We start from the raw sequence: 25,896 nt of genomic DNA, 5'->3' as shown, positions 1-25,896 counted from the left end.
CGCGCATCATGCCGGGACGTCGGTGGAGGTCCGGGGCGGCGCGAGCGCCTTCCCCGTGACGTACTGCACGTACTCCCGGTGCAGCCGGAACCCCGCCGTCCAGGCCAGCAGACGGCTGGGGCGGTTGTCACGGCTGCACGACCAGCTCGCCGTGCGACCGCGCGCGGCGACGTCCGCGCACAGGGCGGTGACACAGGCGAGGGCGAGGCGCTCGCGACGTCGTTCGGGGGCGGTCAGCACGGCCACGTCCTCGTACGTCTGTCCGGTGAAGTAGCTGCAGGCCACGGCGGCGACCCGGCCGCCCCGGTCCACCGCCGCCCAGGCGTGCCCGGAGGCCGCGAGTCCTTCGGGGCCGCCCCAACTGTCGTGGATCCACGACGAGTCGGGGGAGAGCGCGGCGAGCGCGGGCGCGTCGGAGGCCGTCAGGCGGCGTACGGTCACGCCCCGCGGCGGTCGCGGCGGAGGCACCGGCTCGCGGTGGACGTACACCATGCGCTCGGCCGGCACGAGACGGTCGAAGGCGGCGCCGAGCACCGGCAGGAAGCGCGCGGGGGCCTCGACATGGCTGCGGGCGAACGGCGCGAGCAGATCGGGCGCGACACTGCCCGGGTCGCCGCGCAGCAGCACATGACCCGCGCAGGAGACCGCGACGGCCCGCGGATCGAGGGCGCGGTCGGCCCACCAGTGCCCGACGCCGGTGGTCGTGACGTGCTCGGGGAGGGAGGCGGGGCCGGGGGAGCCGGGCACGAACCAGCGCGGCACGGCGGGCAGGTGGTGCGGGGGAAGCTGCATCATCGGACGCTCCTCCGGAGTGAGACCTTCGAGTGAACGGGGCGCACCGGTCGGCAGGGCCGTGACCGGCGGTCGGCTGCCTGGACGCCGGGTTCCCGTTCCGTCCGACATCCAACTGGTCGCGGCCCGCTCGCTCAAGAGCGCATCTGCGGAATCGACGCCTCCCTGACGGCGGGACGGCCTCCGGCGCAGGCTTCGCGTCAGAGGTCGGCGCGGTCGCGTCAACGTCGCGTCATGGGGGGTCGGTTGACACCCGGTGTCGGGCATAACGTCACCGTATGCCGTCGGGTTCCGACCGGGCCCGCGGTGCCTGTTTCGTCCCTGCCGTCTGCCCAGACGTCTCTCCTGGAGGAATCCATGGCCGAGCTCCTGTACGCCGAGGACCCCGAGCCCTGCGAACCCGGCCCGGCCGGACCGCTGTTCGTCCCCGTCCGGCCGGGACCCGCGGGCTGCGTGGCCCGCCTGTTCCGCACGCCCGTCGGCGGCCGCACAGCCGTCGCCTTCACGACCCCCCGGCTCCTGAGCGCGGCTCTCGGCCCCCGGCAGCCGTGGATCAGGCTCTCCGAACGGGCACTCCGTTCCCTCGCCGAGCCGCTCGGCGTCAGCGAGGTCACCGTCGACCCGAGGCTCGCCGCCCACCCCGTCGGCCCGCCCCGCACGACCGTCCCACGGGACCCGGGCCCGCGCCCCGCAGGCGCCTCACGCGCCCCCGGTACGACCGGGCCCCTGGTGGGGGCCCTGACCACGCGGAACGGCTGAGGACGAGACAAGGCGAAGAGAGAAGCTGCCATGACCACACTGCGCGTACCCCCGCTCCCGACCGACGCCGCTGCCGCGCCCCCGGCCCCCGCCGCGCCCGCCCCCGCCTCCACGGGGCCGTCCGACACCGACCTCTCCGTCTGGCCCACGACCACCACCCAACCCACCCACGGCGACCTCACCGTCGGAGGTGTCCCGCTCACCGACATCGCGGAGCGCTTCGGCACCCCCGCCTACCTCATCGACGAGGCCGACGTACGTGCCCGCTGCCGCGCGTACCGCCGTGCCTTCCCCGACGCCGACGTCCTCTACGCCGCCAAGGCGTTCCTGTGCCGTGCCATGGCGCACTGGGTGGAGGAGGAGGGCCTCGGCCTCGACGTGTGCTCCGCGGGGGAACTCGAACTCGCCGTCACCACGGGCTTTCCCGCGGACCGCATCGTGCTGCACGGCAACGCGAAGAGCCCGCACGACCTCGCCGCGGCCCTCCGGCTCGGCGTGGGCCGGATCGTCATCGACAGCGCATCCGAGATCGCCCGGCTCGCCGCCGCAGTACCGCCGGGCAGCCGCCAGAAGGTGATGGTGCGGGTGGTGCCCGGCATCGCGGCGGGCGGGCACGCCAAGATCCGAACCGGCACCGACGACCAGAAGTTCGGCCTCTCGCTCGCGGACGGCTCCGCCCAGCACGCCGTCGCCCGCATCCTCGGCCAGCCCACCCTCGACCTGGTGGGCCTGCACTGTCACCTCGGCTCACAGATCACCACCGAGAAGCCGTACCTCGCCGCCGTGCGCCGCCTGGTCGGCCTCATGGCCCGCATCAAGGACCAGCACGGGCTCGCCCTGCCCGAACTGGACCTCGGAGGCGGGCACGGCATCGCGTACCGGCCCGGCGAGGAGGCCCTCGACATCGCCGCGCTCGCCCGCAGGGTGCGGGCAGAACTGGTGGGGAGCTGTGCGGCGGCGGACCTGCCGGTGCCCCGCCTGACCGTGGAGCCGGGACGCGCGATCGCGGGCCCCGCCGGCGTGGCGCTCTACCGGGTCCTCGCGGTCAAGCGCACCGGCGGGCGGACCTTCGTCGCCGTCGACGGCGGCATGAGCGACAACCCGCGCCCCGCCCTGTACGGCGTGCGCTACCTGCCCCGGCTCCTCGGGCGCCGCTCCACGGCCGAACCCGCCGCGGTCACCGTCGTCGGCCGGCACTGCGAGGCCGGCGACATCCTCGCCTCGGACGTCGCGCTCCCCGGCGACGTGCGGCCCGGCGACCTGCTCGGCGTCCCCGTCGCCGGGGCGTACCACCTGTCGATGGCCTCCGGCTACAACCTCGTCGGCCGCCCGCCCGTGGTCGCCGTGTCCGACGGACACGCCCGGTTGCTGGTCCGCAGGGAGTCGCTGGAGGACTTCAGGAGCCGCGACATCGGTCTCTGAAGAACCTTTCGCCCTGATTCGCGGAGGTAAAGCCGGGGAACCCGTGAGCCATGATCGGCAGGCCACGAGGATCCCGTCGTACGTCGGCTCCTGCGGCCTGCGTCCTTTACACCGAGGAGGACCGCATGCTGGACAACACGCTGCAGCTGCTCACGAAGGGCTACGCGTGGCTCCCCGACCTGACCCGCCGCAACGGGCCGGGACCCGTCCGCACCCGGCTGCTCGGCAAACCGGTCGTCGCCCTGCGCGGACCCGCGGCCGTCGGGTTCTTCTACGACGAGGACCACGTCCGCCGCCGCACGGCCCTGCCCGAGCCCGTGCTGAGCACGCTCTTCGGCAAGGGCGCGGTGCACACGCTCGACGGCGACGAGCACCGGCAGCGCAAGGCGCTCTTCGTGACGGTCCTCAAGGACACGGACGGCGTCGCGGGCCTCGCACGCCACGTCGAGCAGGAGTGGGAGCGGTCGGCCAAGGAGTGGGCGGGCCGCTCGCAGGTCACGCTGTTCGACGAGGTGAGCCTTCTCATCACACGGGCCGTGTGCGCCTGGGCGGGCGTCCCGCTGCCCGAGCACCCCGAGGACGAAGCGCGCCGCACCGCCCAGGACCTCGTGGCCATGGTCGACGGCTTCGCCACCGAGGGACCCCGGCACTGGAAGGCCCGGCGCGCCCGGCAGCGTCAGGAAGGCCGACTCGCCCGCCTGGTCGAGGACCTCCGCGCGACGGGGGGAGAGGCGTCCGACGGGGACGGGCAGCCTCCGTCCGTGGTGGCGGCCGTCGCCTTCCACCGGGACGCCGACGGCGAGCTGCTCGATCCGCGTACGGCCGCCGTGGAGGTCCTCAACATCCTGCGGCCCACCGTCGCCGTCACCTGGTACACGGTGTTCGGCGCGCACGCCCTGCACCGCAATCCTGCGCTGCGGGAGCGCCTCGCCGGTCAGGACGAGGGCCATGCGCGCGCGTTCGCCCACGAGGTACGGCGCTTCTACCCGTTCGCGCCGTTCGTCGCCGGTCTCGCCCCCGCCGACATCGAGTGGCACGGCGAGCCGATTCCCGAGGGCACCATGGTCCTCCTCGACCTCTACGGACAGAACCACGACCCGGAACTGTGGAACTCGCCGTACGTCTTCGACCCCGACCGGTTCGACGGCCGCGAGCCCGGCCGCGACGAACTCGTCCCCCAGGGCGGCGGCGAGGTCTCCCAGGGGCACCGCTGTCCGGGCGAGGACGTCACCCTCGCCGTCCTCAGCACCCTGCTCCCGCACCTCGCGCGACTCGACTACGACGTCCCCCAGCAGGACCTGCGCATCACCCTGCACCGCATGCCGACCAGGCCCCGCAGCGGCTTCGTCATCACCGGAGTGCGCTGAGCCGATCGGCTGAAATCAACCGGCAACACCTGCCCGAAGACGGAAAGGCGCGAAGCATGGCGCGAGCGGCGCTGTTCGACGTGGACGGAACACTCACCGACACCAATCACCTGCACGTGACCACCTGGTGGGAAGCGTTCCGCCAAGCGGGGCAACAGGTCGCGATGCACGACATCCACCGGGCCGTCGGCCTCGGCTCGACCGACCTCATCGCCCGGCTCCTCGGCGAGGACCGTGACCGCGACCAGGACGACAGGATCAGCGCCGCGCACAAGACGCTGTACGGCACGTACTTCGAGCGGCTGCCCGCACTGAACGGAGCCCGCGACCTCCTCCACGCACTCGACGACCGCGGCTGGCGCATCGTCCTCGCGACCTCGGCGGGCGGCGAGGAGCTCGGGGCGCTGCGCCGGGCCATCGACGCCGACGACGTCATCGCGGGGGTCGCCAGCGCAGACGACGTGTCCTCGGGCAAACCGGCTCCCGACCCCGTCCACCACGCCCTGGAAATCGCCGAATGCCCCCCGGAGGAGGCCCTGTTCGTGGGCGACACCGTGTGGGACATGCAGGCGGCGTCCCGCGCCGGCGTCCGCGGCGTCGCGCTCCTCTGCGGAGGCATTCCCAGAGGCGACCTCGAAGAGGCGGGCGCCTCGGCCGTCTTCGCGGACCCGGCCGACATGCTCGAGCACCTGGACGGCGAGGTGCTCACCGGCAAGCAGTGAGCCACCCGGCAGGAGAGCCGGGGAAGAGGAGGGCCGACCGGCCGCACCCCAATGCGGCCGGTCGGCGATGCGTGGGTCCGGTGGCCGTTCCGACGCCGCGCACCCCGCGTCCCGTGTGCCCCGCGCTCGCCGGTACATGCAGGGCTCCCACGAATCGAGCGAAGTCACGAACGCACATACGGAATCCCGCAGTCGGGCTCACGGTCCGTTCTCCACATCCATGTGGGGACACCTGTTTGGTGGTTAATCGCAGGGGCAGGCGAACGTCGTGCTTCGGACTGGAGGCGCGTTTGCGGGGAGCGGTGTGTTTGCTCCCGGTGGATGCCCTGTGCCGGGTGCCCCGTCTCCTCGCGGTCCTTGTTGACGCACCGCTGAGGAGCGAACTGATGCCGACGAACCTCAATGAATACTCCGCCCGCCGCCGCACCGCGGCCCGGCACTCGCACCATGACGCACCCGACACCACCGCTGAGTTCGCACGGCTCGCCGCTCTCGACGACGGACCGGAGCGGGAGGTCCTGTGCGCGGAGATCGTCGAGGCGTGGCTGCCCATGGCCCACCGTCTCGCCGCCCGCTACCGGAACAAGGGCGAGAGCCTCGAAGACCTGCGGCAGGTCGCCGCGATGGGCCTGGTCAAGGCCGTCAACCGGTACGAGCCCGGCCGCGGCGCCTTCGAGAGCTACGCCGTGCCCACCATCACCGGTGAACTGCGCAGGCACTTCCGTGACCGCATGTGGGACGTGCGCGTCCCCCGCCGCGTCCAGGACCTGCGCAACAAGGTCCGTGTCGCCCGGCGCGAGCTCCGCGACCTGCCGGGCAGCGGCCCCGAGCCGTCCATCGCCGACATCGCCGCGCACGCGGGTCTCACGGAGGACGAGGTGAAGGACGGCATGCAGGCCATGGAGGGCTACAGCGCCCTGTCGCTCGACGCCGAGATCTCGTCCGCCGACCCCGACGGCTTCAGCCTCGCCGACACGCTCGGGGCACCCGACGCCGCGTTCGACGTCGTCACCGACCGGGAGGCGGCCAAACGGGGCCTGCGGAAGCTGCCGGAACGCGAGCGGACCATCCTCTACCTGCGCTTCTTCGAAGACATGACGCAGAGCCGCATCGCGGAGAAGCTCGGCATCTCGCAGATGCACGTCTCGCGTCTGATCAGCACCAGCTGCGCCCGGGTGCGCGCCGAGGCCGGCGACGTGCGCCCTGCCGCCCGCGCGGCCTGACCCCGGCCCGCCCGCGACACGGCTCGGCCCGCCCACCGGGAATCGGTGGGCGGGCCGAGGTGCCGTTGCGGAGCGCCGCTACAGGATCGCGCCGGGGGTATAGGCCGCGGCCTCGGGGTGCTCCTTGAGGAGGGCCTCGATCTGGCCGACGACCGTGGCGACCTGGTCGCTCGCGGCGCCGGTGAACGACAGCTTGTCGGCCATGAGCTCGTCGAGCTGCGCGCGGTCCAGCGGGATGCGGGAGTCGGCGGCCAGCTTGTCGAGCAGTTCGTTGCGCTCGGCGCCCTGCTCGCGCATGGCGAGCGCGGAGGCGACCGCGTTCTCCTTGATGGCCTCGTGCGCCTCCTCACGGCCGACACCCGCGCGCACCGAGGCCATCAGGACCTTGGTGGTGGCGAGGAAGGGGAGGTAGCGGTCGAGCTCACGGGCCACGACCGCCGGGAAGGCGCCGAACTCGTCGAGCACGGTCAGGAAGGTCTCCAGGAGACCGTCGAGCGCGAAGAACGCGTCGGGCAGGGCGACCCGTCGTACGACGGAGCAGGAGACGTCACCCTCGTTCCACTGGTCGCCCGCCAGCTCACCGGTCATCGACGCGTAGCCGCGCAGGATGACGGTGAGGCCGTTGACGCGCTCGCAGGAGCGGGTGTTCATCTTGTGCGGCATCGCGGACGAGCCGACCTGGCCGGGCTTGAAGCCCTCGGTGACCAGCTCGTGGCCCGCCATCAGACGGATCGTCTTGGCGATGGAGGAGGGCGCGGCGGCGACCTGCACGAGCGCGGTCACGACGTCGTAGTCGAGCGAGCGCGGGTAGACCTGGCCGACCGAGGTGAACGCCGACTCGAAGCCCAGGTGCGAGGCGATCCGCTGCTCCAGGTCGGCGAGCTTCGCGGCGTCACCCCCGAGCAGGTCGAGCATGTCCTGCGCGGTGCCGACCGGGCCCTTGATGCCGCGCAGCGGGTAGCGGCCGATCAGCTCGTCCAGGCGGCGGTGGGCGACGAGGAGTTCGTCGGCACCGGTCGCGAAGCGCTTGCCCAGCGTCGTCGCCTGTGCGGCGACGTTGTGCGAGCGGCCCGCCATGACCAGCTCGCCGTACTCACCGGCGAGCTTGCCGAGCCGCGCGAGGACCGCGACGGTACGGGAGCGGATCAGCTCCAGGGAGAGCCGGATCTGCAGCTGCTCCACGTTCTCGGTCAGGTCGCGCGAGGTCATGCCCTTGTGGACGTGCTCGTGCCCGGCGAGGGCGTTGAACTCCTCGATGCGGGCCTTCACGTCGTGGCGCGTGACCTTCTCGCGCTCGGCGATCGAGGCCAGGTCGACCTGGTCGAGCACGCGCTCGTAGTCGGCGATGGCGGCGTCGGGAACCTCGATCCCGAGGTCCTTCTGCGCACGCAGCACGGCGAGCCAGAGCTGACGCTCCAGCTTCACCTTCTGCTCGGGCGACCAGAGGGTGGCGAGCTCGGCGGAGGCATAACGTCCGGCGAGGACGTTCGGGATACGGGGCTTTGCGGGCGCGGCAGTCACGTGCACGGAGTTTACCGGGCGTCCATACAGGCTCCGAACCATCCGGGTATGTAGGAACCTCCAGGTCAGAGCACCTGGAGGCCCGGGGTGCGACGGTCAGCCCTTGAGCGGGCCGCCGTTGATCGCGACGCGTCGGCCGTAGCGGGACAGCGGGTAGTAGTCGTACGTCGCGTGGTGCTGCACGCACCGGTTGTCCCAGAAGACCAGGGTCTTCGGGGTCCAGCGGACACGGCAGGTCAGCAGCGGGCGGTTCGTCACGAGGGCGAACAGCATGTCGAGCACCGCGCGGCTCTCGTCCTCCGACAGCTGCGGGATGCGGGAGGTGTACGCCGGGTTCACGTAGAGGATCGGGCGGTCGGTCTCGGGGTGCCGGACCACGAGCGGATGTTCGTTGACGGGGATCTCGTAGTTCGGCGGCACGGTGTAGCCCCGGAAGCTCTGCTCGCCGTCGTGCACGGCGGTCAGCCCGTCGAGGAGCCCGCGCCAGGTGGGGGAGAGCATCTCGTAGGCCAGGTGCATGTTGGCGAACAGGGTGTCGCCGCCGCTCCCGCCCTGCGGGGTCTCGGTGATGTAGAGCATCGAGCCGAGGGAGGGCTCGGCGTCCGCGGTGCCGTCCGCGTGCCAGGCGTTCCCCGCGACGTTCGCCGCGGCCGAGCTGGTCTTGATCTCCAGTACGTACGGGTCGCCCTCCGGCGGCGGCGGGTTCACCGGGCGCAGCTCGCCGAAGTGCCCGGCGAGACGTTTGTGCTCCTCGTCGGTGATCTCCTGGTCGCGGAAGACCAGTACGTGGTGGTCGAGGAAGGCCGTCCTGACCTCGGCGAGCTGCGTGTCGGACAGCTCGCCGAGGTCCACGCCCGAGACCTCGGCGCCGATGACCGGAGTCAAGGGGGCGACGGATATCTCCCGGTAGTCCCTCGGCTTCCTGGTCGTGATCGCTTCGAGGGCGTCCAGCTCGTACTGCTCCACGGGGTCCTCCTGGGTCGCGGCGGGTCTGATGTCAGGTGGGGTGCGGTCAGGTGTCAGGCGTCAGGTGTCAGGTGCGGTGCGGTCAGGCGTGACGTGCGGCGTTGATCGCCTCGGCCACCGTCGTGGCGTGCGGCTCCCGCACGACGCCGTAGTGGTCCGTGGCCAGCACGCCCCACTCCAGGGATACGGGCAGATGGGACTGCCACCGGGCGCGCTGCTCCGCCGGACTGCCGAGCACCGGGAGGCCGGGGAAGGGTTGCCCGGCCTGCCAGAGCCTGGTGGGTGTCGCACCGATGCGGGGCACCTCGTGGGAGGCCATGCTGCGCAGGTTGGCCCGGCAGCACCGGGCCAGCCGGTCGGCGTACGCGCGTGCCTGCCGCCCCGGTCGGGCGTCCCCGGCGACACCGAGTTCGGCGGCGAACACCGCGCTCAACTGCGTGTCGTCGTACGCGTCGAAGACCGGGCCGCTGCCGGGCGGCGGCGGATCGACCAGGTGCAGTGAGCGGGCCGGGCGCCCGGCGGCCTCGGCTTCGGCCGCCATCTCGGCGGCGACCCACGCGCCGAAGGACCAGCCGGCCAGGTGCCGGTGCCACGCGTCCTCGGGGAAGCGGGCCCGCAGGGCGGACGCGTAGCGACGGGCGCGTTCGCGCAGGCTCCACCCGGGGGCGTCGGCAGCATCGGCGAAGGCGTCCTGCCGCAGGCCGGGGTCGGGGATCAGGACGACGGTCAGGCTCGGGTCGAGGGCGGCGACCAGCGAACGGTACGACTGGACGTCTCCGCCGACCGGGTGCACGAGACAGACGACATCGGTGCCGGTGCCCTCCTGCCAGACCTCCAGGGAGACTTCGCGGCCGTCCGCCGGTTCTTTCCGCTGCTCGGCCAGGAGCCTTTCGATCTCGGTGAGGCTGGCCCGGTGACTGAAGGCGGCCAGGTCCAGCTCCACACCGAAGTGCCGGTCGATCGTCTCGATCAGATCGAGGAGGGTCAGCGAGTCGGCCCCGAGGTCGTACAGCGACGTGTCCGGAGAGAGGTCGTCGACATCGAGGGCGGCCCGTGCCCAGCCGGCCAGCAGGTCGCCGGGTTCCCGGACGGGCGTGGTCTCGTGCTGCGCCTGACGCGGTGTGCCGGGCGTCGGCCCCGCGTAGAAGACGCGTGACCGTTCCGGGTCGGTGGTGGACACGAGCACGTGCGGCAGGCGGAGTTCGAGCGCCCGCGCGAAGGTGCGCACTCCCTCCGCCACGGTCAGGCCGACCCCGAGGTGCGCCTGATGCCTGCTGTCGCCGCCCGGCACACGCAACGCCATGCCGGTCTCGCTCCACACGTCCCAGCCGATGCCGATCCGCGCGGTGCCACCCGTCCCGCCCGCCCCCTCACCGTCGTACCGGGCGAAGGCGTCGAGGAGCGCGTTGGCCGCCGCGTAGTCGTACTGGCCGACACCACCGAACTGCGCCGACATGGACGAGCAGTAGACCGCGACGTCCGGCCGGAACTGCTCGACGAGGAGTTCCGTCACCAGCGCGCCGCGCGTCTTCGCGGCATGCGCCGTGTGCGCGGAGCCCGCCTCGCGACGGGACAGCAGACCGCCCGCGGGCGCTCCGGCGGCGTGCACCACCGAGCCAAGCGCCGTCGTGCGGGTGGCGACCAGCGCGGCCACGTCCTTCGGCGGTGTGACGGCGAGATCCGCCTCGACGAGGTCGACGCGGTCGGCCCAGCGGGTCAGCTCAGCGGGCAGCCGGGGCCGCCGGGACAGCAGCAGCACACGTCCTTCGGTGTGTTCGAGCAGCCAGGCGGCGAGCGCGGTCCCGATGCCGCCGGTGCCGCCGAGGACGACGTGGTCGCCGCCGGCCGCGCGGGCCGTCGCGGCTTCCGGACTCCGGCCCCGTACGGGCAACGTCACCTCTTCCCACCAGAAGCCCCCGCGCAGCGCGAGATGGCGCGGTGGCACGGCATCCCGCGTGGCGAGCAGGGCGGACACCTGCGGGGCCCAGCCGTCGGGGTCCTCGACGTCCACCCAGTGCCCGTCGGGGCCGCCCTCCTGCGGCGCGACCTCGGTGACGCCGGCGAGCAGCGCCGCCTCCGGGCGGGTGACGGCACCGAGCACAGGACGGGCCCCGCACGACAGCCACCATGGCCGTACGGCCAGCTCCCGTGGTGCGCCCCGGAGAGCGCGGACGACAGCGGCCGGGGTGTCCAGGCAGGCCCAGACCGCCCGGTCGAGCGCTTTGTCGCCGACCGGCCCGTCGATGCCGAGGGGCAGCGTGTGCAGCCAGTCGACCTCCGCGCAGCCCTCATCGGCCAGTGCGTGCAGGACGCGTCGCAGGTGCTCGGGGTCGGCCGGGTCCGCCTCGAAGAGGTCGTGTTCCCGGCGGGCGAAGTGCTCGGCCGTCCTGAGCCACACCACGCGGCGGTGGCCGGAGGCGAGCGCGACCGGAACCGCTCCGTCCGCGGGACCGTCGGCCACGACGACGACCGTCCTCCCGCACGGCACGGCGGTACTCGTCGCGGCGCGCCGCAGCCGAGTCCACTGCGGCTGGTGCAGCCACTCCGTCTCGGGCAGCCGAGGCGGTACCGCCACGGTGTCGGACGTGGCCCGCGGGGCGGCCGACCGTGGCGCCTGCGGTTGGGGATCCGTGCGGCGGTAGTCGTAGGGGGCGAGCTCGAAGGCGGGGGCGGGGAAGTCCCACGGCGGTTGCGCCGGGCCGTCCGGCCAGTCGAGGTTCCGGCCCCCGAGCCAGGCATCCGCCAGATCCGCCGCCCGGCGGCCCCGGGCCTCCAGGGCGGGCCCGGGATCCGGGTCGGGGCGTGTCGCGGTCGCGGCTGCCGTGCGCAGCCAGGCGACGGCGCCGGCCGCGTCCCGGCAGACGGCGGCCGCCCGCAGCGGACCCTGCGGCCGGCCCGCTTGGAGGTGCCGCAGCGTACGGGCGTAACTGTCCGGTTGGAGGGTCAGGTGGGCGGCGACCCGCTCGGCGTCCGCGGCGAGTTGGGCCTCGGTCACACCGGACAGCACGACGAGCGGCACGACCTCGGAGCCCGCGGCCTCGCGCGGATGCGGATCCGTCGACGGATCGGCCGCCTCCACGATCACGTGCGCATTGGTGCCGCCGATGCCGAAACTGCTCACCGCGGCGACCCGTTCCCGGCCCTCGGGCCAGGGCAGTGCCCGAGTCGGTACGTGGAACGGCGCGGGGTCGGGCCCGATCTCCGGGTTGAACGCACGGAAGTCGCGCGTGGGTGGAATCCGGCCGTGGTGGACAGCGAGCACCGCCCGGATCAGGCCCACGGCCCCGGCGGCCGCGCCCAGATGTCCGATCTGACTCTTCAGCGAGCTGAGTGCGCAACGCTCCGGCTCGTCCACGCCGAGAGCCTGGCGCAGGGCTCCCGCCTCCACCGGGTCGCCGAGCCGCGTGCCGGTGCCGTGCGCCTCGACGTACGCCACGTCGGCGCCCGTGCGGCCACTGCGCGCGAGGGCGCTGCGGATCACCTCGCGCTGCCCCGCCAGGGACGGCGCGCTGTAACTGAGCTTGGCGGCACCGTCGTTGTTCACCGCGGAGCCACTGATCACCGCGTAGACGGTGTCGCCGTCGCGGCGCGCGCGGGCGAGCGTCTTGAGCACCAGCACCCCGGCGCCGCTGCCCCCGACGGTGCCGCCCGCGTCGTCGCTGAAGGGCCGGCAGTGGCCGTCGGGGGAGAAGATGTGCTGCGGGCGGTAGCGGTAGCCGTCGGTCAGCTCCGGGTCGACGAGTACGCCGCCCGCCAGCATCACGTCGGCGTCGCCCAGACGCAGCAGGGACGCGGCCAGGTGTACCGCCACCAGCGAACTGGAGCACGCGGTCTGCCCGGCGAGCGCCGGTCCGGTCAGCCCGAGGTGGAAGGCGACCTTGGTGGCGAGGAAGTCCTTCTCGTGGTGGAGGGCCAGCTGGAAGTCGTCGGGCAGCGTGGCGGGATCGGTGTCCCGGAGCATCGCCCGGAAGTAGGTGTTCTCGCCCGCTCCCGCGATGAGGCCGGTGCGCGGCGCGCCGGGAGCGCCGGGATCGGCGATGCCCGCGTGTGCGAGCGCCTCGACGCAGGTCATGAGCAACTGGCGCTGCTGCGGGTCCATCAGCCGTGCCTCGTGACGGCTGATGCCGAACCGGGCGGGATCGAAGTCCAGCGGCCCGTCCAGCTGGCTGCGCGCCCCGACGAGGCCGTCCGGCGCGTCGAAGTGCTCGATGCCGCTGCGCCCGGAGACGGCCAGGTCCCAGAAGGCCGCGAGGTCCGGTGCGCCGGGCGCGCGGACGGCCATGCCGACGACGGCTATGCGGCCGTCCACCGCCGGTGCAGCGGTCGCGGGCACTGCGGCCGTCTCCGGCTCCGAACGGTCGAGGAACCCCGCCAACTCCCTGGGCGTGACGTGCTCGAAGAGGTCGGCGACGGCGAAGCGGAGCCCGAGCCCCGCGGTGCAGCGCAGATGGAAGCGCATCAGACCGAGGCTCGACGCGCCTGCCGCGAAGTACGTCTGGTCGGGAGCGATGGGCAGCCCGGTGACTTCCTCGAACACGGCGGCCAGACGCGCCTCCCGAGCGGACGGCTCCTGGGAGTCCCGGCCGGTGGCGCCCGCCAGGTCACGCCCCGGCGCGCCGGGCGCGGCCTCCCGGTCGAGCTTGCCGCTCGGCGTGCGCGGCAGCCGCTCCAGGAGCCGGAAACGCTCGACCCGGACGTGTCCGGGGAGCAGCCCGGCGAGATGTTCCCGCAACTCCGTCGCGGTGGGCGCGGGGTCGCGGCACTCCAGGCAGGCGACCAGCGCGGCTCTGTCGACGGCGACGACCGCCGCGACCACGGAATCGTGCCGCAGCAACGCCGCCTCGACCTGGCCCGGTTCCAGCCGGTGACCACTGAGCTTGATCTGGTCGTCCACGCGGCCGACGCAGTGCAGCAGCCCGTCGTGCTCAAACCGTGCGCGGTCGCCGCTGCGGTAGAAGAGCCCGTCGTCGCCGGGGAACCGGACGAACCGCTCCTCGTTCAGCGGTGTATCGCCCAGGTAGCAGGGCTCGTCGGTGACACCTCCGATGAGCAGTTCGCCGACGCAGCCGGGCGGCGCCGGAAGGTCCGCCTCGTCGACGACGCGCAGCACCGCGCCGGACACCGCGTGCCCGATCGCGGGACGGTCCGGCCAGTCGGCCGGGTCGCCGTCCAGGCAGAGGGCGCTGACGACATGCGTCTCGGTCGGCCCGTAATGGTTGAACAGCCGTGAGCCCGGCATACCGGCGAACCACGCGCGGACGGCATCGGTGCAGACCAGCTGTTCGCCCGCCGTCACCACGTCACGCAAGCGCGACGGGTAACGGCCCAGGTGCACGGCATGCTCGGCGAGCAACTGCAGTGCCACATACGGCAGGAAGAGCCGTTCGATGCCCTCCGACTCCAACTGGTCCAGCAGCGCGGGGACGTCCCGGCGCAGGGCGGGATCGACGATCCGCAGGCAGCCGCCGGTGCACAGGGTGCCGAAGATCTCCTGGAAGGAGACGTCGAAGGAGAGCATGGAGAACTGCTGGGTCAGCGCGGGAGCACCCAGACCGCCGGGGCCGGCCTGCCAGTGCAGCAGGTTGCTCAACGTACGGTCGAAGACCCGCACGCCCTTGGGCCGGCCCGTCGAGCCGGAGGTGAACAGGGTGTACAGCGGGCGTGTGGCCCGGTGCACGGGAAGCGGCGGTCCGTCGCCGTCAGCCGCGGCGTCGGACAGCGCGACATACGTGCGCGGTACGTCACCGGCCTCCAGCCCGTCGAAGGCCTCACTCCCACCCGGTGGGAGGAGCACGCACAGCGGGTCGGTCTGCTCCAGCACCTGCCGCAGGAGCGCCGGCGGGTAGGACGGGTCGAGCGGCACGGCCGTGAGGTTCAGCCGGGCCAGCGCGAGGAGCGCGACCACGTGCTCGACGGACGGTTCGAGGAACAGCGCGACATGGCCGGGCTCGTCCGCGTCCGGCAGCCGCAGCGCCGTGGTCAGTTCGGTGGCGAGCGCCGCGGCGTACCGGTCGAGCGTCGCATAGTCGACGGTGTCCGTCGCGGTGCGCAGGGCCGGCGCGGCCGGGGTCCGGGCTGCCTGGCGTGCGAAACCCTCGGCGACCGTGGTCCACGTCGGTTCGGCGGGGGCACCCCGGCCGGACTCGGGCAGCTCGTCGCGGTAGGGCCCGACCAGCTCCGCCGGTGTGGTGTCCGGGTTCCGGGAGAGGGCGGCGAGGCCTTCCCGGAAGAGGCGGGCCAGGGCGGCGGCCTGGTCGGCGTCGAGGCGGTCGTCGGCGTACTCCCAGAGGCACTCCAGACCGTCGAGGCGCTCCACGACGGTGAGGGTCACCGGACACTTGGCCTCGGCGGGCACGGGCCACAGCGGACGCGCGGCACAGCCGGGCAGCGCGAGGGAGTCGTAGTCGGTGTTCTCCAGTACGAGGAGGAAGTCGAACGGCGATTCGTCCGCGGCGTTGTGCGGGCCGACGGTCAACGCGTCGGTGAGGGCCACGTCCTGACGTTCCATCACCGCGCGGACGACGGAGGCGGTGCGCGTCACCTCCTCCCGCACGGCCGCCCCCGGATCCACGGACAGCGGGAGCAGCACGGTGTTGGCGAACATGCCGACACTGTCCGCGAACTCCCGCACGGGCCGGTGGGCGACCGGCGCGGCGACGCGCAGCCCGGTCAGGCCGGTCACGCCGTACAACGCCCAGGTGTAGACACCGGAGAGCAACTCGAAGCGAGTCAGTCCGAGGTCGCCGCAGAGCCGGTCCAGCGAGGCGCGGTCGGCCGCGTCGAGCGGGTCGCAGAGCAGCCGTCCCTCGGGGCCGCGGCCGGGCCGGGGCAGTGGAAGCGCCCCATTCCCCCCGCTGGAATTCTCGGAGCCGTCGGCGCGGAGAGCCGACAGCTCCTGGCGCTGCGCCGCGTACGCGCTGCTCGCGTGCCAACTGTGCTGCCAGTCGGCGAAGTCGAGCGGCGTGGGAACCCCGGAGGAACCGGTCCGCACCGGGTCTCCCGCCACGGCCGCCGCGTACCCGGCCGACAGGTCGCGCAGCAGTACGTTGACCGACCAGCCGTCCACCGCGATGTGATGCAGATGCAGCAGCAGTGTGCCGCCGTCCGGTGACGGCAGCCAGCAGGCTCGCAGCATGCGCGGTACCGCGAGGTCGAACGGCACGGCGAAGAAGGCGTCCCTGCGAAGAACATCCGCGCCGACCGCGGGAGCAGCCGTCCAGGGGTCGTACGGCTCGTCCACCCGCTGCCACAGCCCCTCGGCCGTCGCCGCGAAACCCGTCCGCAGCGCCGGATGGCGTGCGACCAGCGCGGCGAGGGCCGTACGCAGGGCATCCTGGCGCACCGGCCCCTCGACGGCGAAGGCCAGCCGGACGTCGTAGGCCCGTGAGTCCGGGGACCGCTGCTGCAGGAACCAGAGGCGTTCCTGTTCGCCGGTGGCGGGACCGGACAGGGCCCCGGCCGCGGTGGCGTGCGGCAGGGCGGGCGCACTGTCGCGCAGGGCTTCGCGTACGGCGTCCGCGACATCGGCGAGATCGCCGCGCAGCACGCGGTGTGCGGGGACCTCACACGCCAGCCGACGCCGGATCTCGTGGCGCAGGCGCAGAGCCTTCAGCGAGTCGCCGCCGCACGCGATCCAGCGGTCCTCGGGACGCGGCTCCGGCACGCCCAGGATCTCGCCCGCGAGGTCGAGGACGACGCGCAGCGGTTCGTCGGCGGGTTCCAGGACGGCGGGCGCCGGGCGGCTCGCCGCCTCGGGGCGCCACGGTGCTCCGGCGCTCGCACGGAGCGAAGCCTCGTCGACCTTTCCGTTGGCGGTGAGCGGCAAGGCGGGGACGCGGTGGAGGTGGTGCGGGCGCATGTAGCCGGGCAGTCCCGCGGCCACGTGATCCTCGAACTCGTCCCAGGACAAAGTGGGTTCGGCGACGAGGTAGGCGACCAGTTCCGCGGGGCCGCCCCGCCCGTCGCGGTGGGCGCAGACATACACCTGCCGCACGGCGGGGTGCTCGGCGACATGGCGCTCCACCTCTCCGGGCTCGATCCGGAATCCGCGCACCTTGACCTGCCGGTCGGCGCGTCCGACGTACGTCAGGTCGCCGTCGGCCGAGCGTCGCACCAGGTCGCCGGTGCGGTAGTACGCGGTGGGGGTGCCGTCGTCACCGGACAGCGTCACGAAACGGCGGTCGGTCTCCTCGGGGAGATTGCGGTACCCGGCTGCCAACCCGGCCCCGGACAGCAGCAGTTCGGCGTCCTGACCGGTCACGGCCGGCTGCGTGGTGCCCGGCGCGACCAGCGCCACACCGGTCCCGGGCAGCGCCCGCCCCAGGGGGACGACGGAGCTGTCGAAGTCCCGCGGGATCGGGTGGTGCAGTGCGAACGTCGTGCACTCAGTGGGGCCGTAGACATTGTGGAGCCGGGTGCGGCTGCCGGGGGCGGCGTTGTGGCGGTACCAGCGCCGGATGAGCGGGGCGTTGAGCTGTTCGCCGCCGACCAGCAGCTCGGTGAGGCCGGAGAAGCAGCCGGGCTCCGTGTCCACCACGGCGTTGAACAGTGCCGTGGTGACGAACGCCGTGTGGACGCGCTCCCGTCGCAGCACCGCGGCGAGACGCCCCGGGGACTGCACGTCCTCGTCCGCCAGGATGACGCAGCAGCCGCCGGTCAGGAGCGGCACCCACACCTCGAAGCTCAGTGCGTCGAAGGCGGGGTTCGACAGGCAGGCGAAGCGGGCGCCTCGCGAATCCGGGAGAAACGCCGGGTCGGCCAGGCGCAGAATGCCCGCGTCGCGCACCTCCACGCCCTTGGGACGTCCTGTGGTACCCGACGTGTAGAAGGTGAAGGAGGCCGATGCGGGGGCGCCGGGCGGCGGGCCGTCGGTCGTGTGCACCGGTGCGTCGAGCAACGCGTCCGCGAGGACGGCGGTGACCCGGTCCGGCAAGCCGTGCCCGAACGTGCCGTCGTGCACCAGGAGCCGGGCACCGGAGTCGTCGAGGATGTGCCCGACGCGGTCGGCGGGGCTCAACCGGTCGGCCGGGACGACCCGGGCCCCTAGCCGCAGCACGCCGAGCATGACGCAGACGAGTTGCCACGACCGGGCGAGTCCCACGGCGACCGCGTCGCCGGAGCCGATCCCGCGGGCTCGCAGACCGGCCGCCACGGCGGCGGCCGACGCGTCGACCGTGGCATGGCTCAGGATGCGGTCGCCGTCGACGACGGCGGGGGCCGCGGGGGTCCGGAGGCTCTGTTCGTACACCGCGCGGGCCAGGCCGGCGGAACGGGATGAGGTGCGCATCAGTCCTCGGTCGGAGCAGTCGGAGCAGTCGGAGCAGTCGGAGCAGTGGTCGCACTCGTGGGGGCAGGGGGCGCCGGGCACTCGCCGTTCGACGTGAGCCGCTCGGCGACCAGGCCCGCGATGAGCGGGATCCGGTCACCCTCCAGGACGTCCCAGTGGCCCCCGTCGACCACCTCCACGGTGAGCCCCGCACCGGCACGGTCCTGCCAGAACCTCCGCTGCGCCGCACACGCCGCCTCCGGGTCGCCGCCCTCGCCGACGTCTGTCTCCGCGGCCTGTACGAGGAGCATCGGGGCCTTCGAGGGCCCCGGCACATAGTCGCCGGCGGCTTCGCGGTTGAGGTTGTAGATGCGGAAGTAGCGGTCGATCTGGGCGTCGTCGATGCCGGGGTACATGCCGTTGAAGCGGACGAGCTTGTCGCGGAACTCGGCGGCGTCGACCGGCGCGAACCGTTCGCGTTCCGCCGGGTCGTCCGTGCCGTGCGTGTCGAGCAGCACCACGGACACCTCGCGGTGCCCGGCGTCCGCGAGCCGTCGCCCCATCTCGTGCGCGACGAGTCCGCCGAAGGAGAGGCCGAGGATCACCAGAGGTTCGCCCGGCTCAGGCCGCAGCAGCGTCAGGTAGTGCTCCGCCATCTCCTCCACCGACCGCAACGGCTCCTCACCGGGGTCGATGCCGCGGGCCTGGACCCCCTGTACGTGGATGCCGTCGGGCAGGGCGCCGGCCAGCGGCAGATAGCAGAAAGCGGTGCCGCCCGCCGGGTGGACGCAGACCACCCGCCGTCCGCCCCGGCCCGCCCTGATCTCGACGAGCCCGTTGTCGGGCGTCACCGGCGTCTGTCCGCGCAGCCGCGCAGCCAGCCGCTCGATGGTCGGGTACTGCAGGACGTCACGGGTCGGCAGGGTCCGGCCGAACTCCTCCCGGATCAGGTGCGCCACCTTGATCGCGGACAGCGAGGTACCGCCCACCGCGAAGAAGTCGTCGGTGATGCCGATGTCGCGGTGCAGCAGCACCCGGCGCCAGATCCGGTACAGCGCCATTTCGAGCCGGTCGCGTGGGGCCAGGGTGTTGACCTGGTCGGACCGCGACGCGCGGGCGCGTTCGAGGACCTCCCCGCGGTCGAGCTTGCCGCTGCGGTTCAGCGGCAGCCGTGGGAACTCGGCGAAGAGCGACGGAATCATGTAGTCGGGCAGCCGCTCGGCGAGCGCGGCGCGCCATTGCGCGGGGGTCGACTCCGGTGCCTCGCCCCGTCCGATGCCCGCGACCAGACACAGTTCCCCGGCCTCGTCCCGGTCGGCGAGGACGACGGCCTCCTGAACGCCGGGCAGCTCCCGCAGGGCCGCCGCGACCTCGCCGGGCTCGATCCGGAACCCGCGCAGCTTGACCTGGTCGTCGGCGCGTCCCACGAACTCGTAGGTGCCGTCCGGCAGGCGGCGCGCCAGGTCGCCCGTGCGGTAGATCCGGCCGCCGGGTACGAACGGGTCGGCGAGGAACCGCTCCTCGGTGAGGTCGGGGCGGTGGAGGTAGCCCCGGGTGACGCCGGCCCCGCCGATGTGCACCTCGCCGACCACCCCAGGGGGTACCAACTCGCCCCGCCGGTCGAGGAGGTAGATCCGGGTGTTGTCGACAGGCCGTCCGATGGGGGAGCGCCGGTCCAGGTCCTGGGGGTCGTTGTGCGTGATGCTGTAGACCGTGGTCTCGGTCGGCCCGTAGACGTAGCAGACGCGCAGACCGGGAAGGGCCTCGCGCAGCCGCCACAGTGCCCGCTCGGGCAACGGCTCGGCACCTGTGGCCAGTTGCTTGAGCGACAGCCCTTCGAGACGCGCGCCCGGGTCCTCGTCGATCCAGGTGATGTACGAGGCGGGCAGCCACGCGTGCGCGATCCGGCGCTCCCTCATCCAGTCGAGGAGCGCCTCGGGGTCGCCCCGCCGTTCCTCGGGCACGAGGTGCAGTACGCCGCCGGTGGTCGGCGGAAGGAACAGTTCGTGCACGGAGGCGTCGAAGCCGATGCTGGCCCACGCCGAGGAGGGCTCGCCGGGCAGGGAGCCGTACGCGGCGAGCCAGTTCTCCAGCAGGTTGGCGATGTTCCCGTGGGTGGCGGCCACGCCCTTGGGGCGTCCGGTCGACCCCGACGTGTAGATGACGTACGCGACCTGCGACGGCGTGGGCAGCCGCGAGGGCGCGTCGTCATGGCTGCCCTCGGCCTCCACCTCGGTCAACGGCGTCCAGGGGCCCGGCGGGTCCGCGACATCGCCGAGCACCAGGGCGGGCACGGCCTCCTCGACGATGGCCAGGAGCCGCCCGTGGGGCTGCCCGGGGTCCAGCGGCAGGTAGGCGGCGCCGGCCTTCAGGACGCCCCACATGCCGACGACGAACTCCGCCGTGCGTCCGCAGTGCAGGCCGACGACCTGCCCGGGACGCACACCCCGGGCCAGCAGGGCGTGCGCGAGCCGGTTGGCCCGCCGGTCCAGTTCGGCGTACGTCAGCCGCGTACCGTCGCAGACGAGCGCCGGTTCATCCGGCCGTACACGCACCTGCTCGGCGAAGCGCTCGACGGGCCCGACGACAGGCCCCGACGTGACGCGCCCCCGCCCCTCCGCGAGGAGATCGGCGCGCTCCTCGGCGTCGAGGAGCGCGTACGCGGTGATCTCGCGCTCCGGATGCAGGGCCAACTGCTCCAGCACACGTGTGAAGTAGCGGACGAACCGCTCGACCGTGGCGTGGTCGAACAGCGCACGGGCGTAGTCCAGGTGCCCGACGACGCCACCGTTCTCGCGGTGCAGGATCAGCGTGAGATCGAACTTCGCGGGGGCGTGCGGGATGTCGATGGCCTCGACCCGGGCCCCGGGCAGGCGCAGCCAGCCGCGGAAGGTGATGCCCCAGGAGAACATCGTCTGGAACAGCGGGCTGTGGGAGAGACTGCGCTTCGGGTTCACCGCGTTCACGACCCGTTCGAAGGGCAGCTCCTGGTGGTCGAGCGCCCCGCGCAGTACCGAGCGCACCCGTCGGAGCGCCTCGGTACCCGTAGGGTCGCCGGACAGATCCGCTCGCACCGCGAGGGAGTTGGCGAAGAAGCCGATCAGACGCTCGTCCTCCGGCCGGTGCCGGCCCGCGACCGGAATGCCGACGACCGTGTCCGCCTCGCCGGAGAGCAGGCTCAGAAGGATGTGCCAGCCCGTGAGGACGGCTGTGAACAGGGTTGCGTCCTGTGCGCGTGCCGCGCTCTCCAGCTTTTCCGCGAGCGCGCGGGAGACGCGGACCGGGACGCGGCCACCGGCGTGGTCCTGGAGCAGCGGGCGCGGCCGGTCGGCCGGGAGCGCGAGCAGCGCGGGGGCGTCCGCCAACTGCTGCCGCCAGTACGCGGCCTGCGATGCGGCCTCCTCGCCCTCGACCCACGCGTGCTGGCGCGCGGCATGGTCGGCGAACTGCGCGGGCAGCGGCGGCAGCGGGTCCGGCTCGCCACGCAGCAGGGCGGCGTAGACGGTGCTGACCTCCGTCAGCAGGAGCCCCACCGAAAGTCCGTCGAGAATGGAGTGGTGCAGCGTCAGGAGGAGCGCGTGCCGGTCCGGCGCGAGCGTGAGGAGCTGACCGCGGGCGAGCGGACCGGCACCGAGATCGAAGGGAGTCTCGCACTCCTCGCGCTGCCGGGCGACGAGGAGTTCGCCGCTGTCGGGGCGGCCGGACAGATCCTCCCGACGCAGCGCGAACCCGGACCCTGGCGGGCCGATGTCCTGTCGCGCCTCGCCCTCCACCGTGACGAACCGCGTACGCAGCGTCTCGTGCCGTGCGACAACGATGTCGAGGGCCCGCGCGAGCAGCACATGGTCCAGGTCGCCCTCGATGAGGTAGTCCAACTGCTCGTTGTACGCGGCGTTGGAGCCCTCGGCCTGTGCCAGTGCCCACAGGCGCTGCTGGCCGAAGGAGGACACGGGGTGGGGGGTGCGTATCGCCGTCAAGGAGCGGTCCTTCTGCCGTGAGGTGAACGATCGAAGCCGACGAGAGCCCGGGCGCGACGGCGCCGTTGCGGGGCAGGTGGCGTGGATGGGAGAGGTGGAGGGGGTGCGCGGCGCGTGCGGCGTCGAAGCCGTCGCATCGCGTCGCGAGCCATCGTCAGGCCTGGTCAGAGGGTCAGGGTGGCTGGCCAGGCACCATCATTCGCCCCGGTTCTTCACCGTGTCAACGGGCGCCTGTGCCCCGATTGCTGCCCGTTTGGCCAGACCGGGCAGCAACCCGGGCACCGAGAACTGCCCTTCGGGCACGGGCACCAGGCATCCGGCTCCGCGACGACCTGGCCACAGGCCGAGCGCGTGTTCAGGCTGGAGCCGAAACGACACGTCACGTGCTCGGCCGGCGGCGCATGCTGCTGCGGTCAGGTCCGCCCGCGCCTTCGCCCCTGACCAGCCCCCACTCGCGGCGCCTACGGCTGGACCCGGCTGAACAGCGTGCGGGCCCGCACCTGACGGCTCGCCCCTGGGAGCGTGTACCGCACGCCCGCCGCGCGGTACATGCTCAACCGTCACCCAAGAGGCGACGGCCCAGCGGAGTCGCCGCGTGCAGGACGCGTTTTCCGTCGCGATGGGACGCGATGAGGCCGCCCTCCCGTAACACCGCCAGTTGCTGGCTGGCGCTCGGCACCGACACCCCTGCCGCGCCGGCCAGTTCGGACGTCGTGGCGCAGGTCAGCGCGGCGGTCTCGTGGAGGAGTGCTGCCCGGGTGGGGCCCAGGAGGCGGGTCAGGGATGTCGGGGAGGCCGCCGGGGGCGAGGGGGCCTTGTCGACCGGGTAGATGAGGACCGGCCGCAGGTCGCTGTCGGCCAGGGTGATGGGGCGCCGCCAGCAGAAGTAGGAGGGCACGAGGAGCAGGCCTCGGCCCTCCAGGAACAGGTCGCGCTCGACCGGATAGTCGACCGTCAGAACGGGCGGCTCCCACACCGCCATCGGCCGCAGACTGTCCAGCAGGGCCCGCGTACCGCCGTCCGCCAGGGCGCGCGTACGCCACGCCCGGTCCGTGGCCGTCGCGGCGTCGACGCGGTTCCAGACCGGCGCCATGAACTCACGGTGGTACGTGCGGAGGTTGGCGCCCAGCGCGGCCAGCGCGGTCACCTCACCGCGTGCCAACTCCGCGCCCGCCCAAGGCCGTCCACCGGTCGCCGACAGCAGCGACAGCTCGCGGCGCAACCGGCGCCGTGGCGTGGCGAGTACCCGGTCGATGCCCGTCCGCAGTCCGTGCGTGCCGCCTTCCAGGGGCGGGGTGAGGAAGTCCGGGAAGTACGCCGCGCGCGGCACCAGACTGGACAGCGCCGACGCCACGTCGCGCGCCGCCCGCCCCTGCCGCACGCGCCCGCCCACCATCCGCCGCCACGGCCCGAAGGCCAGCGCCCCCTCACGCGTCTGCAGGCGGCAGAGGCTGCACACGATTTCCCAGAGCGGATCCGGACGCCGGGCGAGCCGTACGTTCGCCAGGTCACTGCCGGTGAAGTGGACGCGCAGCATGGCTTCCCCCCGTTGGCCGTCGACGCTCCACGAAGACTCTGACACGCGTCACGTCCCGGACGAGGGCGCTTCCCGGCCAGGCGTTATCCTGTGCCCGCGGCCGACGACATAGCCCGTATCCAGCGACTTTCCGGTGTGAAGCGGTATGGATGAGTGTGAAACGGTCGTAGCGCGCAGGGCGTGCCCATCGCCACGACGTGCATGACGACGTACCCGAAGAAAGCTCAGGTTGTGGACTACCAGGCCGTTCTCGAAGAAGTCGCCGCCTTTGCCCGGCCACTGGTGGGCCGCGGCCAGGTCGCCGACTACATCCCTGCGCTCGCGGACGTGGACGCCGAGCGCTTCGGGATCGCGGTCGCCGACGTCAACGGCGACGTGCACGGCGTGGGGGACTGGCAGGAACCGTTCTCCGTCCAGTCCATCTCGAAGGCGTTCAGCCTCGCGCTCGTCCTCGCGGAGGGCGGCGACCGGATCTGGGACCGCGTCGGCACGGAACCGTCCGGCAACCCGTTCAACTCGCTCGTCCAGCTGGAGTACGAGAACGGCATCCCGCGCAACCCGTTCATCAACGCGGGCGCGCTCGTCGTCACGGACCGACTGCAGAGCCTCACCGGGGACGCGGGCACGACCATGCTGGAGTTCCTGCGCGCGGAGAGCGGCAACCCGGAGGTCGCCTTCGACCCGGTGGTCGCGGCGTCCGAGGCCGAGCACGGCGACCGCAACGCCGCCCTCGCCCATTTCATGGCGAGCTACGGCAACCTCGACAACCCCGTCTCCACGGTCCTGGAGCACTACTTCCGGCAGTGCGCGATCCGCATGAACTGCCGCGACCTCGCCCTCTCGGCTGCCTTCCTGGCCCGGCACGGGCTGCGCAACGACGGCACGCGTCTGCTGCCCCCGCGCGAGGCCAAGCAGGTCAACGCGGTCATGCTCACCTGCGGTACGTACGACGCGGCGGGCAGCTTCGCCTACCGCGTCGGCCTGCCCGGCAAGAGCGGCGTCGGCGGCGGCATCGTCGCCGTGATCCCGGGCCGCTGCACGCTGTGCGTATGGAGCCCCAGCCTCGACTCGTACGGCAACTCCGTGGCCGGCGTGGCCGCGCTCGACCACTTCACCACGGTGACGGGCTGGTCGGTGTTCTAGGCCGCGGATTCTGGAGCGTGGCCTACGAGAGCGGGCCGTCGTACGGGAGCAGGTCGGGGCGCTTCGGCGCGCGTCCGTCGCCCGACGAGCGGCCGGTGAGGCGGCGCCCTATCCACGGGCCGAGGTACTGCCTGGCGAACCGGACGTCGGCGATGCGACGGGTGGCCCAGCCCGGCGGCACGGCGGCGGGCAGCGGCGTCTGCCAGTCGTCCTTGGGGTCGTACCCGAGCGCCTGCCACACGGCCTCGGCGATCCTGCGGTGCCCCTCCGCCGTGGGGTGCAGGCGGTCCACGTCCCACATGCGCTGGTCGCCGAGTACGGCCGCGCCGTAGAGGTCGACGACGATCGCGCCGTGCCGGGACGCGAGGTCGTCGACGTACGAGTAGAGCTCCTCCATGCGCGGACGGAAGCGTTCCATCACCGGGCCGTTCCGTCCCGGGCTGCGCATCAGGACGAGCTGCTTGCAGGACGGGGCGAGCCGTTCGACGGCCTCTTCCAGGAGACCGCGGACCCGGTTCATGTCGCACTTGGGGCGCAGCGTGTCGTTGAGGCCGCCCACCAGGGTGACCACGTCGGCCTGCATCGCGGCCGCGAGGTCCACCTGCTCGTCGACGATCTGCCCGATGAGCTTGCCGCGCACGGCCAGGTTCGCGTAGCGGAAACCGGGGGTGTGCGCGGCCATCCGGGCGGCGAGGAGATCGGCCCACCCGCGGTACGTGCCGTCGGGCAGCAGATCCGACATGCCCTCGGTGAAGGAGTCGCCCACCGCGACGAGACTGGTGTAGTTAGCATTCATCTGCATGGCAGAGACGATCGTAACCCGGCGCCGGGCCCGGCGGACCTGGGCAGCGTCCCCCCACGGCGGTATGCCATAGGCACGCCGTCGTCACGAGAGAGCGAGCCCGCCATGTGGAACGCAGCCTTCTGGAAGGCCACCGCGGAACGCGCGATCCGCACGTTCGCCCAGGCGCTGGCCGCGGTCCTCGTGGCGGGAGCGACCAGCCTCCTGGACGTGGCGTGGGGCGCCGCCTTCGCGACGGCGGGTCTCGCCGCCGTTCTGGCGGTCCTGACGGCGATCGGCGCCTCGGAGGTCGGCGCGTCCGGCCCCGGCCTCACGGAGGAGCCGACGAAGAGGGCGCGCGCGGGGGAGACGGCGGGGTGAGGCCCCCAGTGGCCTGTGCGGGCCCGAGAGCTCGCCCCGC

General features: G+C 73.0%; 14 protein-coding genes. 7 read left to right on the top strand and 7 right to left on the bottom strand.

Annotation, left to right across the window (positions count from 1 at the left end; genetic code table 11):
- Positions 1 to 6: 6 nt before the first annotated feature.
- Positions 7 to 795 (bottom strand): GNAT family N-acetyltransferase, encoded by a 789-nt coding sequence (locus DEJ47_RS01680; RefSeq protein ID WP_150164193.1) that lies wholly within the window; start codon positions 793 to 795, stop codon positions 7 to 9.
- Between the two features lie 354 nt (positions 796 to 1,149).
- On the opposite strand from DEJ47_RS01680, the gene DEJ47_RS01675 reads away from it, so the two are divergent.
- From DEJ47_RS01675 to DEJ47_RS01655, 5 genes are all read left to right on the top strand, one after another.
- Positions 1,150 to 1,551, top strand: a complete 402-nt coding sequence (locus DEJ47_RS01675) for an SAV_915 family protein (protein ID WP_150164191.1) — start codon at positions 1,150 to 1,152, stop codon at positions 1,549 to 1,551.
- Between the two features lie 30 nt (positions 1,552 to 1,581).
- A complete protein-coding gene (lysA, locus tag DEJ47_RS01670; protein ID WP_150164189.1) occupies positions 1,582 to 2,973 on the top strand; it encodes a diaminopimelate decarboxylase in 1,392 nt (463 codons plus the stop codon).
- A 125-nt stretch (positions 2,974 to 3,098) separates the two neighbouring features.
- Entirely contained in the window at positions 3,099 to 4,340 is a 1,242-nt protein-coding gene (locus tag DEJ47_RS01665) for a cytochrome P450 (protein WP_150164188.1), read from the top strand.
- Between the two features lie 56 nt (positions 4,341 to 4,396).
- Positions 4,397 to 5,062 carry an HAD family hydrolase gene (locus DEJ47_RS01660; protein WP_150164187.1) on the top strand — a complete coding sequence of 222 codons (666 nt, stop codon included), beginning with the start codon at positions 4,397 to 4,399 and terminating at the stop codon, positions 5,060 to 5,062.
- A 386-nt stretch (positions 5,063 to 5,448) separates the two neighbouring features.
- Positions 5,449 to 6,285 carry a SigB/SigF/SigG family RNA polymerase sigma factor gene (locus tag DEJ47_RS01655; RefSeq protein ID WP_150164185.1) on the top strand — a complete coding sequence of 279 codons (837 nt, stop codon included), beginning with the start codon at positions 5,449 to 5,451 and terminating at the stop codon, positions 6,283 to 6,285.
- 78 nt (positions 6,286 to 6,363) lie between these two features.
- Here DEJ47_RS01655 and purB read toward each other — a convergent pair whose 3' ends face one another.
- From purB to DEJ47_RS01630, 5 genes are all read right to left on the bottom strand, one after another.
- Positions 6,364 to 7,806, bottom strand: coding sequence for an adenylosuccinate lyase (gene purB, locus DEJ47_RS01650; protein WP_150164183.1), 1,443 nt, complete (start codon positions 7,804 to 7,806; stop codon positions 6,364 to 6,366).
- 96 nt (positions 7,807 to 7,902) lie between these two features.
- Positions 7,903 to 8,772, bottom strand: a complete 870-nt coding sequence (locus DEJ47_RS01645) for a TauD/TfdA dioxygenase family protein (protein WP_150164181.1) — start codon at positions 8,770 to 8,772, stop codon at positions 7,903 to 7,905.
- Positions 8,773 to 8,854: 82 nt separating this feature from the next.
- Positions 8,855 to 18,058, bottom strand: a complete 9,204-nt coding sequence (locus DEJ47_RS01640) for an AMP-binding protein (RefSeq protein WP_150164179.1) — start codon at positions 18,056 to 18,058, stop codon at positions 8,855 to 8,857.
- Positions 18,058 to 22,014, bottom strand: coding sequence for a non-ribosomal peptide synthetase (locus DEJ47_RS01635; RefSeq protein WP_223828188.1), 3,957 nt, complete (start codon positions 22,012 to 22,014; stop codon positions 18,058 to 18,060). The genes DEJ47_RS01640 and DEJ47_RS01635 overlap by 1 nt, the downstream gene beginning before the upstream one ends.
- A 553-nt stretch (positions 22,015 to 22,567) precedes the next feature.
- Positions 22,568 to 23,596 (bottom strand): ArsR/SmtB family transcription factor, encoded by a 1,029-nt coding sequence (locus DEJ47_RS01630; RefSeq protein ID WP_317850771.1) that lies wholly within the window; start codon positions 23,594 to 23,596, stop codon positions 22,568 to 22,570.
- Between the two features lie 186 nt (positions 23,597 to 23,782).
- Here DEJ47_RS01630 and DEJ47_RS01625 point away from each other — a divergent pair, with 186 nt between their 5' ends.
- The gene (locus DEJ47_RS01625; protein WP_150175370.1) at positions 23,783 to 24,694 is read left to right on the top strand and encodes a glutaminase; all 912 of its coding nucleotides are present in this window, start codon (positions 23,783 to 23,785) and stop codon (positions 24,692 to 24,694) included.
- Between the two features lie 22 nt (positions 24,695 to 24,716).
- Here the strand turns inward: DEJ47_RS01625 and DEJ47_RS01620 are convergent, their stop codons facing one another.
- Entirely contained in the window at positions 24,717 to 25,496 is a 780-nt protein-coding gene (locus tag DEJ47_RS01620) for an SGNH/GDSL hydrolase family protein (RefSeq protein WP_150164177.1), read from the bottom strand.
- A gap of 105 nt (positions 25,497 to 25,601) precedes the next feature.
- Here DEJ47_RS01620 and DEJ47_RS01615 point away from each other — a divergent pair, with 105 nt between their 5' ends.
- A complete protein-coding gene (locus tag DEJ47_RS01615; RefSeq protein ID WP_150164175.1) occupies positions 25,602 to 25,856 on the top strand; it encodes a holin in 255 nt (84 codons plus the stop codon).
- Positions 25,857 to 25,896: the final 40 nt, after the last annotated feature.

The organism is Streptomyces venezuelae, assembly GCF_008642355.1.
Taxonomy (GTDB): Bacteria; Actinomycetota; Actinomycetes; order Streptomycetales; family Streptomycetaceae; genus Streptomyces; species Streptomyces venezuelae_B.
This window is presented reverse-complemented; position numbering and strand designations above follow the sequence as displayed.

Bases quoted from the DNA above. Each gene is read 5' to 3' on its own strand.
- DEJ47_RS01680 (WP_150164193.1), bottom strand. From the start codon at position 795: ATGATGCAGCTTCCCCCGCACCACCTGCCCGCCGTGCCGCGCTGGTTC.
- lysA (WP_150164189.1), top strand. From the start codon at position 1,582: ATGACCACACTGCGCGTACCCCCGCTCCCGACCGACGCCGCTGCCGCG.
- DEJ47_RS01640 (WP_150164179.1), bottom strand. From the start codon at position 18,058: ATGCGCACCTCATCCCGTTCCGCCGGCCTGGCCCGCGCGGTGTACGAA.
- DEJ47_RS01615 (WP_150164175.1), top strand. From the start codon at position 25,602: ATGTGGAACGCAGCCTTCTGGAAGGCCACCGCGGAACGCGCGATCCGC.
- DEJ47_RS01660 (WP_150164187.1), top strand. From the start codon at position 4,397: ATGGCGCGAGCGGCGCTGTTCGACGTGGACGGAACACTCACCGACACC.
- DEJ47_RS01620 (WP_150164177.1), bottom strand. From the start codon at position 25,496: ATGCAGATGAATGCTAACTACACCAGTCTCGTCGCGGTGGGCGACTCC.
- DEJ47_RS01665 (WP_150164188.1), top strand. From the start codon at position 3,099: ATGCTGGACAACACGCTGCAGCTGCTCACGAAGGGCTACGCGTGGCTC.
- DEJ47_RS01655 (WP_150164185.1), top strand. From the start codon at position 5,449: ATGCCGACGAACCTCAATGAATACTCCGCCCGCCGCCGCACCGCGGCC.
- DEJ47_RS01675 (WP_150164191.1), top strand. From the start codon at position 1,150: ATGGCCGAGCTCCTGTACGCCGAGGACCCCGAGCCCTGCGAACCCGGC.